Origin of the sequence: Tessaracoccus lubricantis (assembly GCF_039544535.1) — a bacterium.
Taxonomy (GTDB): Bacteria; Actinomycetota; Actinomycetes; order Propionibacteriales; family Propionibacteriaceae; genus Arachnia; species Arachnia lubricantis.
Map to the genome: position 1 here is coordinate 131,697 of NZ_BAABLV010000026.1, position 12,620 is coordinate 144,316.

Genomic DNA, 12,620 nt, shown 5'->3' on the forward strand with positions numbered 1-12,620 from the left:
CAACCGTCGCTGTTCGTCGTCGCTGCTAGAAGGGTGCGGGCGGTGTGGATGCCTTTGTTCATGCTTATCCTGGCCCTCTCGCGTCGTCGCTGTCGCCGTCATCCTTCTTGCCAGCGGGCTCAGACGGCAGGCTTCCGTCGTCTGCGTAAGAAAGCTCCCAGCGTGGCTTCGTGCGGGTGCCTCGGTTGACGATGACACCGTGGCGCCGCAGCTTGGTCAGGAGGTTCGTGATCTTGGTTGCCTTCTGCTGCTCGGTGAGCGCTTCACTGAGCGCCGGCCGAAGCAGGGCCTCTACGTCGCCACGGTCTGCGTGTCCTTGCGCGCGGAGAAAATCACTCAGCAGAGCTGCGTAGTGAGCGTCCGCCTGGGGCCGGGTGCGGATGTAGTCGGCCATCGCACCGGTCGCCGCTGCGACGCGAGGCGTGATCCGGCGGTGGGGCTTGCGGCCCTCGATCAGGCCAGCTCTCCGAAGATGGCGGGCGGCCTTCTCGCTGATGTCGAGTCCCTTCTGCACTCGATCCAGCGCAAGCACGTCTTCGAGGGGGAGATCGGTTCGGACCATGAGTAGTTGGGAGTAGGACTCGTCGATCACCGCGCCCGGGATGGTGAGCTTCACCTCGCCGGCGGTGCTGAGGTCGTAGTCGGGCAGCGGCAGGAAGCGACGGACCTGGTCCTGCACCATCCGGTGGATTCCGTAGCCCATCTGGTCGATGAGGTTCAACTCCGTCATCGCCTCCACGAGGAACGGGTTGCGATACTGCCGCGGGGTGCGCTCGTCCAGGGCGTAGTCATCGGGTGCGCCGTCGAAGAACTCGCCCACACTTTCGAACACGATGCGGTCGGCATGCTCGGTGACGATGATCCGAGAGTTTCGCGTGTAGTCCTGGTGCGCGATGCAGTTGTAGAGCGCTTCGAGCAGGCTGCGTTCGTCATACTTGCTGATCTCTCGATAGATCAACTCGTCAGGGGGCAGGAGCCGGAGCTGAACGTTGCGGATGCGCTTCGCGAGCGCAGTCGTGTTCAGCAGGAACGGCAGCCTGAAATGCTCGTTCGCCCGCTGCTCGCCAATCAGCTTCCACGTCATCTGCGCAGGGTGCGGAGTCAACAGGTGCGTCGAGGTGTCGGCACCGAGCAGAAGGAGCGCGGCTCGCGTGATCTGACCATCGCGGGTCAACCTCGCCTTGGCCAAGAACGTCGCGTCATCCCATGCTTCGATGTTGGCGGCCGGGATACGGGACGCGTACCGCTCGGAGAACCCCTGACGCGCGCGCGTGATCGCCGCAGGATCGAGGTGAGCGAGCATGGCGTCAGGAACCACGGCCGCTGACCAGTCTGCGCTGATCGTCTGTCGCCGAATCTCATCCAACTTGTCGAGCGAGAGCGGCACCAGGCTCTCGCCGGCGCGAGCTCGGTAGTCGCCCTTCCACGAGATCGGGATGCCGCGAGGCGCAGCCGGCACCTCCAGAAGCACCACGCGCTTGCCCGAGTGCATGACCTCGTAGACCTCGCGGACGGTCAGCCCCTGATCGATGGACTGATGGATGTGGTGCTTCAAGGTCTGACGCTGCTGCACATCGACGAGATGGGTCGTGCCCACGACCTTCCGAGCGTTCGAGACACCGAACACGAGCCACCCCGACGTGAGCCCGCGTAGGTTCGCCTCGTTGCTCAGCGCCGAGACGTACTCACCGGTCTTGTCCGCAGAGAACTGCCGCGCAGCCTCCTTGAACTCGACAACCTCGTTCTCCCAACCGGCCAACAGCCGGTCGAGGAGTTCACTGAGCTCGTCATTCGTCAGGGTCATGTCGTTCCTCAGATCGTCCGTACCTCAGTCGCGGGCGAAACCTCGCGGAACACCTGCTCCGCGTTGATGCGCGCAGCATCGGACTCGAACGCATCGTCGCGGAAGACCGCGCGCAGCGGGCCACGCTGGGCGATCACTCGCACGACCTCGGGAGTCACAGACTCTGCAAAGCAGGCGATCAAGGCGTCGTCGTCGACCGAGAAGACCTCGCGATCATCTACCGTCTCCCGAACAATCGGAAGTGACAGATCGAGCCCCCAATCAAGGAGCACCTGGAACAGCAGGTCCTCTCCAGAGCGGCCAGCCTTGATGCTCGCTTCCAGCACTCCCAGCAGGTCCTGCCTCGTCGCATCCGCAGAAAGGGTCACATCGGCGAGGTTCGTACTGTCTATCACGAGCGTCCTGAATCCCAGATCGCGTAGTCCGCCGAGCGCCCCGCTATTGAGCTGCAGATTCGCTGCGGCCCTTCGAATCCGCTCTCTTGAGAGTTCTGCGACATTTGAGAATCGGATACCGGAGTCCAGCACGATGTCCGATGTCTCTGGCATCTGCACCATCACGAAAGGACGATCCATAGAGTCCGCGACGTTCTGAGCCATCAGCGCATGAGCCGTGGAACCTGATCCGGCAAACAGGTCCAGAACTGTGTCTCCCGCGTCAGGCGCCAGAGCGTCGATGAGCTTTCTCAGCATCCCTGTGGGCTTGGGGAAGGGGAAGACCTTGGCGTCACCGAACAAGTCGAGCATCTCGTTCGTTCCATGTTGGGTGTACACATCGTCGATAATCGAAAATGGTTTGCCCCTGCGCTGGTTCCCGTCTTCATCTCGCAGATACTGCTTCGTATGGACGGTGAAGTTTCCACTTCGAGACGTAACGAACTCCAGTTCGCCCGCGTTTAGCGCGGCGAGCGCGCGTTCGCGACCCCAGAGCCATTGCCGTTCGGGCCAGATGTCTCCGCTCGGGCCAGGAATAGCGTAGACAAGGTTCGGGCGGGCGTCCATGCTCTTTGTTGCTTCCAGAGGGTGGGTGCGGTAGGGGCCCCGCCGGTCATAGTTCGCATCCTTGTTCGTGTAGTACCGGGCCACCGATTCCGCAGTGAGCGCGATCTCGATGTTTGCCAGAGCTGATGCATCTCGGGCGTATACGAGGATGTACTCGTGCAGCGAGACAAAGAACTTCTCCTTCGCGCCACCGCCATATCTCTTCTTCCAGATAAGCGAATCTACGAAGTTCTCCGCACCAAACACTTCGTCCATTAGACGTCCGAGGTTGTCCCGCTCGATGTCGTCGATCGAAACGCAGATCACTCCGTCAGCGCGAAGAAGATTCCTTGCGAGGCGAAGCCTCGGATACATCATGCTGAGCCAGTCAGAGTGGAAGCGGCCGTTTGCCTCGGTGTTCGCGACGAGGCGGTCGCCCGCCTGCGAGGTCTGGCCCGAACGGGCCAGGTACTCAGCGCTCGTCTCCGCGAAGTCATCCTCGTAGACGAAGTCGTTGCCGGTGTTGTAGGGCGGGTCGATGTAGATCAGCTTGACCTTGCCGAGGTACGACTCCTGGAGCAGCTTGAGCGCGTCGAGGTTGTCGCCCTCAATGAAGAGGTTCTTCGTGGTGTCGAAGTCCACCGACTCCTCGCGAACGGGACGCAAGGTCTTGGCGGTCGGCGCGTTGGCAGTGAAGGCGGCAGCACGCTTGCCTGGCCAGTCGAGCCGGTACCGCTCTTGCGGACCCTCGACGACGTGGTCAGAGAGTTCCTGTCGGAGAAGATCGAAGTCAACGGCGAGGGTCACGTTGCCCTCCGCGTCTCGCGACTCGGTGATGACCTGCGGGAACAGGTCGGCAATCCGCTCGATGTTGCGAGCGGTGAGGTCGGGGGAATGCAGAGTGCGCTTCTCCATCACGCACCACCGACCAGCGAGCGACGGTCATATGGTCTTGACCTCAGCGTGTGGCGAGCGTTCACTGAACACCTGCCCGACGTTGATGCGCTCCGCGTCGTCCGCAAAGTCTTCGTCGAGGAACACGACACGAAGCGGCTGACGCTCCGCGATGGCCGCGGCAGCCCGAGAGAGAGAGAGAGAGAGATCGCGCCTCACGCGGACGTGTGCACAGGATCAACGTACCCTCCTCAACGTCGTACACCTCGAAGCCATCGATGGTCTCCTTCTTGATCGGCATCGTGAGTTCCAAGCCCCAGTCGAGAAGGACCTGGAACAGGAGGTCTTCGCCTGTGCGGTCAGGTTTCACGCTGCCGACAACGTCGAGCAGGGCTGTCTGCACGAGCTCGTCAGCGGTGATGGACGTGTCGGCGAGGTTCGTTGTATCCACACGGAGCGCTCTGAACCCAACATCAATCCGGTCTTGGAGAACGCCGGCGTCGCTCTTGAGCTTGACGCCCGCGCGACGGATGCGCTCTCGGCTGATCTCGGAGACCACGCCGTACCCATTCTGTGCTGCCGTGGAATCCTGGCTCACCACTTCATCGAGCTGAACCACAATGAAGCGGCGCGTGCCGCCATCAATGGCATTTGCGGCCAATACCGCATGCGCGGTAGTTGCCGATCCTGCGAAGAAGTCCATGACGATCGAGTCCTTGACGCTCGCAAGTCCGATGATCCGTTGGAGGAGAGAGACTGGCTTGACGGTGTCAAAGACCGCCTCTCCGAACAGGTCCAGGATTACCTTCTTGCCCTCTTTGTTCGAGCCGGTCGCATCCCAGTAGTTCGTCGTCGGCTGCCCTTGGCTTTCGTGCGCGTACATCACTCGCTGAGGAACACCGGCTCCATTTGCACCCCAGTAGAGTCGCCCCGACGAAGCCAATCTCTCGAAACTCTCGCGGGGATAGGCCCATGTTCTGGAAATCTCGTCACCGGACGGGGTCACGACCGAGTAATCGTATCCGCCGCCCTTCAGCCCCTTGGAAACCGTAATAGGTACCCCTCGCCAACGTCCTTCCGGAAACTCAGAGGTCGGGTCGCGATACGACGCAGCAACGTAATCCTCGGCCAGGGGCTCAAGTGCGAGAGCTCCCTCCGCTGAGCGTGCGTAAACAAGAATGTACTCACCCTGGATCGCGACGTTCTTGGAGTCATTCGACGTTTCGCGCTTGCGACGCCACATGATCGTTGTGACGTAGTTCGGGGTCCCGAAGACCTCATCACAGATGTGACGCAAGGCGGCTTGTTCGCCTTCGTCGATGCTGATGAATATGAATCCATCGGAAGAGAGCAAGTTCCGCGCCAACCTCAGCCTCGGGTACATCATCGATAGCCAATCCGAGTGGAAGCGCCCGTTCGACTCCGGGTTCGCCACGAGACGTTCACCTGATGCGAGTGTCTGCCCAGAACGCTCCAGGTAGTCGACGTTCGACTCGGCGAAGTCGTCCTCGTAGACGAAGTCGTTGCCAGTGTTGTACGGAGGGTCGATGTAGATCAGCTTGACCTTGCCGAGGTAGGACTCCTGGAGCAGCTTGAGGGCGTCGAGGTTGTCGCCCTCAATGAAGAGGTTCTTCGTGTTGTCGAAGTCGACCGACTCCTCCCGCACGGGGCGAAGGGTCTTCGCGATCGGAGCGTTCGCAGTGAAGGCGGCGGCACGCTTGCCGGGCCAGTCGAGCCGGTATCGTTCCTGCGGACCCTCGACGATGTGGTCGCTGAGTTCCTGACGCAGCAGGTCGAAGTCGACCGCTCGCGCGGGGTTGCCGTCGACGTCTGAACTCTCGGTGACGACGCTGGGGAACAGTTCGGCGATCTTGTCGATGTTGGCCTGCGTGAGGTCGGGTGATGTCATGCGTAGTCTCTCCACGGGTTACCTCTGCTGTTCCAGTTCGTGTTGCTTCGTCTTGAGTGTGCGGCGGAGCTCGACCTTGCGGTTGAGCTGTGGCTCGGTACGGAGCTTGCGCTCCAAGGACGCGACCTCGCGTTCGAGCTTGCGCACCGTGGCCAGTCTGTCGGCGACGTCTGACATTTCCTCGCCCGGGCGCGCTGTGATCGGCGTCAGCGGCTGCAGGAGCGCAGCGTAGAGCGCGGGCAGCGTGATGGCCGTCGGCATGGCCTGCCGCCCCGTGCCTCCTGGCTGCCAACCGGTCGAGTAGTAGGCGCTGAGCTTCGGCGTTCCGACCCCGAGCTGCTTGTGCGCCGCGACCATCCGGGCCTCGGGCTGATCGGCGCGGTGGCGCGCGATCTCGAAGATGATCGGGAACGGGATGGCCCTGTCGATGGCGCCCAGGACACCCTCGCTGACGTCATCGGTCTTGGCGTCGATCGTGAAGACCTGTATCTCGGGCACCGCCGACGTGCCAGGGAGGTTGATCGTGGCTTCGGCGAGTTTGTAGGCCCAGGTGATGCGTTGGACTTCGTTGATGAACTTCTCGCGCACTGCGGTGCTGACGGTGCCGCGCTCGTAGAACTTCTCTTTGGGCACGCGTCTGCCGAACTTTGCTGCCTCTGGCCAGCGGTAGAGGATGTCAGTCATCGGCACGGCCCTCGGTGGGGTCTACGACAGCGATGAACGCGGTCAGCTCGAAGTCGTCGAGGCCGGCGATGTTTTGGGTGAGGGCGGTGGTGCTGCCGCCAGTGAAGAGGCTGTCGATGTCGCGTTCCTCGGTGACATCGATCATGGAGTGGATCGCATCGGTGAGCAGCGCCGAGTACTTGCCCATCTGCGCACCCTCGCCGGTCGCGGCATTGAACACGCCGACGACTTCGGTGACCGGCTCTTCGTAGGGTCGGCAGCCGACGCGCAGCAGGTCGAGGAGGTGCTTGGCTTCGGTGTGATTCGCGATGACCTCGCCCTGGTCGTCGAGGTAGACGAGGTAGTGCGGATGGAGGCGGTTGCCTCGGTTGATGTGTTCGTCTGCGGTGAGGTTTCGCAGGGCGAAGATGACGCCGGGTCGCAGTCCCTTTGCGGGGTCGGCTGGGATCACAGCGTGGAGGCCGCGGGGCGCGGTTTCGAGGTCGCCGTGTTCCTTGATGTAGCCGAGCAGGTCCATACGGAAGTCGTTGAGCCCGAGATCAGTGATCGAGACACCGGTGCGGACGTCTTCGAGCTCGATCACTTCGTCTTGGAGCTTGCGGAGCTGCTCCTTGCGGAAGGCGGCGTCGGAGTCTTCGAGGGTGAGGACGTTGTCGTCGGCGGTGCTGGCGAGGTCGGCGATGACCATGCGGTTCTCGACGCGCTCCTTGAGGTTGATGTACTCGTCGAGGGAGATGTCGGGCCAGAAGTTCACGAGCTGGATCTGGCTGTTGGTGGAGCCGATGCGGTCGATGCGCCCGAAGCGCTGGATGATGCGTACCGGGTTCCAGTGGATGTCGTAGTTGATCAGGTAGTCGCAGTCCTGGAGGTTCTGGCCCTCGCTGATCACGTCGGTGCCGACGAGCACATCCAGCTCGCGGGTCTCGCGCGGCATCGTGAGATGGCGCTGCTTGGAGCGAGGCGAGAATAGCGACATGACCTGCTGGAAGTCGAAGCCCGTGCCGAGGGTCGTCTTCGCACCGTGGCTGCCACCGGTGATCACGGCTGTGTCCAGCCCGGCGGCTGCGAGCGTGGGCGCAAGTTCGCGGTAGAGGTAGTCGGCGGTGTCTGCGAAGGCGGAGAACACGAGCACCTTGCGGTTGCCGTCGTTGATCGGGTGCCGGGCCTTGTCCTCGATGAGTTGCTTAAGTCTGCGGAGCTTGAGGTCGTGGTCGGGGGTGACCTTGCGCATCTCGTCGAGGAGCTCGCGCAGGGTCTCGCGGTCGTTCCACAGGTCGCGCTGCCAGGACTCGATGTCGAGGTCGTCGAGGTCGATCTTGATCTTCTCGCCGAAGGACAGCGCCTCGATGTTCGCGTCGTCTTCGTCATCGACATCGAAGTCGAGCCCTGCGAGCTCGGGGCTCAGGTCGGCGAGGTTGCCTGCGTGGTTGCTGATACGCCCGAGCGTGTGGGTGACGGCGCCCTCGATCTTCGCCAGAGTGAGGCGGAAGGCATCGACCGAGCTTTCCAGACGCTTGAGCAGGTTGACGGTCATGAGCTTCTTCAAGCCCTGCTCACGCCCTGCCTGTCCGAGATTGGATCGGGCACTGCCGGCGGTGACGTTGTAGAGGTCTTCGTACTTGGAGCGTCGGCTCGGGAACACGTAGGCGAGCGGGGTGTAGACGGCGAGGGTCAGTGCCTGGAGCTGCTCGAAGATGTCGTTGAAGCCGGGCACGTCCGGGAGGTCCGTGAGCGGCTCGCGGATGGAGAGCGGCGGGCGTCGTTCCGGGAAGGCGCCGATCTCGGTGGTGTCGTAGAACGCCTGGATGTGTTTGCGCGAGCGGGCGATGGTGACCGAATCGAGCAACTCGAAGAAGTCGAAGTCGAGCATCTGGAGGATGCGGTCAGTGGTGCGGTGCTCAGGGTCCAGCTTGGACCACTCGTTGAACACGCGTTGCGCGTCGGAGAACACCTTCTCGACCGTCGTGGACAGGTTCAGGTGTTGGGCGAGGTTCTCCGACTCGCCCTCGTAGGCGAGCTGGAGCTGGTTCTTGAGGTCATTGAATCGGTTGTTCACCGGGGTGGCCGAGAGCATCAGCACCTTGGTCTTCACGCCCTCGCGGATGACCTGGCGCATGAGGCGCTGGTAGCGCGACTCCTTCTCCTCGGCATAGTCGGCATTGCGGAAGTTGTGGGACTCGTCGATCACGACGAGGTCGTAGTTGCCCCAGTTGATCCGATCCAGCCGCAGACCGAGCGACTCACCCTTTGTGCGGGAGAGATCGGTATGGGCAAGCACGTCGTAGTTGAACCGATCGGAGGCGAAGATGTTGGTCGTCAGGTTGGCGTTGTAGTTCGTCCAGTTCTCGGCGAGCTTCTTCGGGCAGAGCACCAGCACGGACTTGTTGCGCAGCTCGTAGTACTTGATGACCGCGAGCGCGGTGAACGTCTTGCCGAGGCCGACGGAGTCGGCGAGGATGCAGCCGTTGTAGGTCTCCAACTTATTGATGATGCCGGTGGCCGCGTCGCGCTGGAAGTTGTAAAGGCTCTGCCAGACCTTCGTCTCCTGATACCCGGTGCGGTCGTTCGGGAGTACGTCTTCGGTGATGTCGTCGAGGAACTCTGCGAACAGGTTGTAGAGGATCAAGAAGTAGATGCGTGCCGGGGAGTTCTCGGAGTACACGCTGGCGATGTGGTCGTGGACGGCCTGGGTAACATCGCTGACCTGGTCGGGGTTGTGCCAAATCTGGTCGAACAGCTGCATGTACTGCTCGGTCATCGGAGCTTCGTCGAGCCGGTTCACGAAGCTCGACACGGCGTTGCCACGTTCGTAGCCGAGATCGGCGGTGGTGAACCCCTGGAGTTGCGTGTAAGCCGCCTTGTCGTCGATGACCGCGAACTGCTGCATCGGGTTGCCGGTGGCATTCGAGCGGAAGGTAACCTTCCGGCGGACCCAGTCGGCGCACTCTCGTGCGATCGCGCGCTGGGTGAGCTTGTTGCGCAGCCTGATCTCGAAATCGGACCCAGCCAGGCTCGACTCGGCCTGCCCGCCGGGGATGAAGAACTCGCGCCGCTCCTTGCGGAGCTTGTCCGTCACCTTCTCGGTCACGAACGACGGCGACGTGAAGATGAACTCCAGCTCGCTGACCTTTTCCAGCTCCTTGCGAAGTGCCTCGAACGCGAAGATCGAGAACGTAGACGCGGCAATGCGCACCTTCGAGCCCGGCGCAATCTCGGCCTTGAGATCGTCGCCCAGCAGGTCGGAGACGTTGTTGATGATCCGCACGCGACTACCCGGCATCCTCGTCGTGAGCCGAGGATGAGGCTCCGCCTCGTCGCACCCAGTCGTCGATCTCGCTGGCTTGGAACTTCCAGAGGCGTCCGACCTTGTGGGCGGGCATGGACTTCTCTGCGATCCAGGTGTAGACGGTGTCTTTGGTGACCCCGAGGTGGGCGGCGATGTCGTCTGCGGACAGCCACGGCTCAGCCACGTTGGTCCTCCCTCGCTCTATGGCCCAGGCAGGCCAACACTCACGATGATACCGGCGGAGGTACGGCTTGAGTTGGGTTTCTCCGGGCGTGACCGAACAAGATCGGTGCCGAGGGTGGTCGCTCCGTTCTGCCGATCAGCGTGGGACACGCGCCTTGAGCCAGGTGGTCACTGACTTATGCCACCGGTCGGGGTCGGTGTTCCAGCAGAGGGTGTGGCCGGCGTCGAAGGTCTCCAGCTCGACGAGGTTCGAGCGGGCGTCGCGGAGTGCTTGTGAGAGCCGGATCGGTACGGAGTCGTCTCTGGTGCCGTGGAGGATCAGGGTCGGCGTGGTGAGGTCCGCGGCTCGTGCGGTCCAGTCGAACGAGCGGAGCGGGATGCGCCCCGGCAATCCGACGGCGCGAGCCAGTGGGGCGAGGGTGAGCCACGGGATCGCGAGGTGCCCGGCTGCTGCGGGTAGTCCGCTGCGGGCGCAGTTGGACTTGATGACTTCGGTCCAGTTGAGGACTGGTGAGTCGAGCACGAGCGCGGCGATCAGCCCCTCGTGTCGAGGCCGGTTGGCGAGCTGAAGGGCGACGGCGGCACCCATCGACCAGCCGAAGAGCGCGATCTGCGGGGCTCCTCGTCGGACGGCGTACCCGATGGCCTCGTCCACGTCGGCCATCTCCGTATCGCCGAGGGTTGAGCGGCCGGTGCCGACTCGTGGTCCTTCCGTGGTGTTGCGGTAGCTGACGACGAGGGAGGTGTAGCCGAGTTCGGTTGCGGCGCGGACGCCGCGGAGGGTGCCGGCGCGGGTGCTGCCGAGGCCGTGGATGTGGATGGCCCAGGTCGAGAGGTCGCCGTCAATGCGCCAGGCTGGGCATGGTCCTGTGGGGGTGGTGATGGTGATGTCGCGGGCGTGGAGTCCGGCGTCGGCTGGGGCGGCGTAGTAGATGCCGCTCCACGAGGCACGGTTGCCGACCTTCGGGGTGAGGCCAGGTGCAGTGCCGGTGATCCTTCGCGCGACGCGAGTAGGTCCGCGATCGACGATCTCGGTGGAGAGCTGGACCCAGCCTCCGTGCTTGAACCAGAGGTTGTAGATGCCAGGCGCGGTGGTTTGGTCGGTGCGGTCGAGCACGATCAGGTCGCTGTTGGCGTCGTGCTCGACTCCTCGGGCGGGGAGGTCGAACGTGCGCGGGCCGGCGGGTGCGGTGAGCCGGCGCGCGATGGCGTATCCGGCCCCTGCTGTCGCTGCTGCCGCGATCCCGCCGCCGAGGGCGATGCGGCCGATCACGATTCCCGCTCCTCGGCATTCGAGACGGGCAAGGTCGTCGCGACGGCGGTGTCGTTTCCGACGAGGTGACTCTCGGCGCGTTCGAGCAGGGCGCGTTCGGTTCGGCTGGTGTCGAAGGCGACTCGGGGGTCGATCATCGCGTCGCGGATTTCGACGATCTCTCGGTGCAGTCGCCCTTCGGGGTCTTCCGTGTTCTACTCCCGCAACCTCGCCACCGAGGTCGTCAAGGGTCTGTCGCAGAAGGCGGCGCAGGGCGGCACTGTGACCAAGGCACCCATCGGCTACCGCAACGTCGGCGTGCGCGACGAGTTCGGGCGGGAGGTACGCACCGTCGAGATCGACGAGGAACGAGCCCGACTGGTCCGGTGGGCCTTCCGGGTGTTCGCCTCCGGTGACTGGACGACCAGCCAGCTCCACCAGGAACTCGTGGCGCGCGGGCTCACGACGGCAGCGTCACCGCGACGGCCATCCCGACCCATCGGGAAGTCGTCCGTGCACCGGATGCTGACCAACCCGTACTGCAAGGGCAGCGTTCGCTATCAAGGCGTCACCTACGCCGGAGCGCACGAGGCCATCGTCCCCAACGAGGTGTGGGACCAGGTGCAGACCGTGCTCGGCACGCACCGCTCGGCCGCCGACGCGACGCAAGTCCATGAGCACTATCTGAAGGGGACCGTGTTCTGCGGGCAGTGTGGCTCGCGGTTGCTGGTGTGCAACGCGAAGAGCAGTCACGGCACGATCTACCCGTACTTCGTCTGCGCCAGCCGCCACGCCGGGAGAGGTAACTGCACGCGGCAGGCGATGCTCATTGAGCAGGTCGAACGACTCATCGAACGCTTCTACGCCAGGGTGCAGCTCGACCCCGAAACGACACAGGCGGTGTCGGCGATGCTCCATGCCCGGTTCGACGAGATGATGGCCGAAGGAGCCGCCGAACTCACTGACCTCGCGACCCGGAGGACCCAGCTCGAAGGCGAGCAGCGGAAACTGCTCCAAGCCCACTATGCCGGAGCCATCCCGCTCGACCTCCTCAAGAAGGAACAGGACCGGATCACCGCGTCGCTGGAGACCATCGAGCACCGGATCACCGCGCACCACGGCCACTACGCTGACGCGCGTGCGAACCTCGACGACTCGCTGAAACTGCTGTCGAACGCCGCCGACCTCTACGAGCACGCCGACGACGCGAACCGTCGGCTGTGCAACCAGGCACTGTTCAAGGCGATCTACATCGACGAGGACAACGACGTGCGCGTCGGCTACCGGAATCCGTACGACGGCCTGAGCCTGTCCGGCCTCCACGCCGACGCCCTGAGCTGGGCCGCCGAGGCGAAGAAGATGGGCCAAGTGGGAACCGCGACCAAGGGTGGGCCCCTTGGTCGCAAGTTCACACCTGACCCGTTTGGGGTGAGTAACGGGATTTGAACCCGCGACATCCTGGACCACAACCAGGTGCTCTACCAACTGAGCTATACCCACCATCGCCGGGTTTCCCCGGCAGCGACTAATCGTAGCGCAACCGATGGAACGGCGCGAATCGGCGAGTTGACTCACGCTAGATGCCCGCGTAGGCCGATTCGTTGACTCATCTCAAGATGCCCGCGTAG

General features: G+C 63.3%; 9 protein-coding genes and 1 tRNA gene. 1 reads left to right on the plus strand and 9 read right to left on the minus strand.

Annotated features, from left to right (window positions below):
• Positions 1-64 precede the first annotated feature (64 nt).
• The 8 genes from ABEA30_RS08660 to ABEA30_RS08695 form a co-directional block, all read right to left on the minus strand.
• Positions 65-1,804 (minus strand): RNA-binding domain-containing protein, encoded by a 1,740-nt coding sequence (locus ABEA30_RS08660; RefSeq protein WP_345581908.1) that lies wholly within the window; start codon positions 1,802-1,804, stop codon positions 65-67.
• 8 nt (positions 1,805-1,812) lie between these two features.
• On the minus strand, positions 1,813-3,699 hold the full coding sequence (locus tag ABEA30_RS08665) for a site-specific DNA-methyltransferase (protein ID WP_345581910.1): 1,887 nt from the start codon (positions 3,697-3,699) through the stop codon (positions 1,813-1,815).
• A gap of 61 nt (positions 3,700-3,760) precedes the next feature.
• Positions 3,761-5,587, minus strand: a complete 1,827-nt coding sequence (locus ABEA30_RS08670; protein WP_345581912.1) for a site-specific DNA-methyltransferase — start codon at positions 5,585-5,587, stop codon at positions 3,761-3,763.
• Between the two features lie 18 nt (positions 5,588-5,605).
• The gene (locus ABEA30_RS08675) at positions 5,606-6,271 is read right to left on the minus strand and encodes a DUF4391 domain-containing protein (protein WP_345581914.1); all 666 of its coding nucleotides are present in this window, start codon (positions 6,269-6,271) and stop codon (positions 5,606-5,608) included.
• Positions 6,264-9,536, minus strand: coding sequence for a helicase-related protein (locus ABEA30_RS08680; RefSeq protein ID WP_345581916.1), 3,273 nt, complete (start codon positions 9,534-9,536; stop codon positions 6,264-6,266). Before ABEA30_RS08680 ends, ABEA30_RS08675 begins: the two co-directional genes overlap by 8 nt.
• Before the next feature lie 4 nt (positions 9,537-9,540).
• The gene (locus ABEA30_RS08685; RefSeq protein ID WP_345581918.1) at positions 9,541-9,741 is read right to left on the minus strand and encodes a helix-turn-helix domain-containing protein; all 201 of its coding nucleotides are present in this window, start codon (positions 9,739-9,741) and stop codon (positions 9,541-9,543) included.
• A 135-nt stretch (positions 9,742-9,876) separates the two neighbouring features.
• Positions 9,877-11,013, minus strand: a complete 1,137-nt coding sequence (locus tag ABEA30_RS08690; protein WP_345581920.1) for an alpha/beta hydrolase — start codon at positions 11,011-11,013, stop codon at positions 9,877-9,879.
• Entirely contained in the window at positions 11,010-11,150 is a 141-nt protein-coding gene (locus tag ABEA30_RS08695) for a hypothetical protein (RefSeq protein ID WP_345581922.1), read from the minus strand. The genes ABEA30_RS08690 and ABEA30_RS08695 overlap by 4 nt, the downstream gene beginning before the upstream one ends.
• Positions 11,151-11,202: 52 nt before the next feature.
• Between ABEA30_RS08695 and ABEA30_RS08700 the strand changes: the two genes are divergently transcribed.
• Positions 11,203-12,438 carry a recombinase family protein gene (locus tag ABEA30_RS08700; RefSeq protein WP_345581923.1) on the plus strand — a complete coding sequence of 412 codons (1,236 nt, stop codon included), beginning with the start codon at positions 11,203-11,205 and terminating at the stop codon, positions 12,436-12,438.
• Here the strand turns inward: ABEA30_RS08700 and ABEA30_RS08705 are convergent.
• Positions 12,417-12,492, minus strand: a tRNA-His gene (locus tag ABEA30_RS08705). The genes ABEA30_RS08700 and ABEA30_RS08705 overlap by 22 nt on opposite strands.
• Positions 12,493-12,620: the final 128 nt, after the last annotated feature.

Coding starts and splice junctions, on each gene's coding strand:
- ABEA30_RS08660 (WP_345581908.1), bottom strand. CDS start 1,804: ATGACCCTGACGAATGACGAGCTCAGTGAACTCCTCGACCGGCTGTTG.
- ABEA30_RS08665 (WP_345581910.1), bottom strand. CDS start 3,699: ATGGAGAAGCGCACTCTGCATTCCCCCGACCTCACCGCTCGCAACATC.
- ABEA30_RS08670 (WP_345581912.1), bottom strand. CDS start 5,587: ATGACATCACCCGACCTCACGCAGGCCAACATCGACAAGATCGCCGAA.
- ABEA30_RS08675 (WP_345581914.1), bottom strand. CDS start 6,271: ATGACTGACATCCTCTACCGCTGGCCAGAGGCAGCAAAGTTCGGCAGA.
- ABEA30_RS08695 (WP_345581922.1), bottom strand. CDS start 11,150: ATGATCGACCCCCGAGTCGCCTTCGACACCAGCCGAACCGAACGCGCC.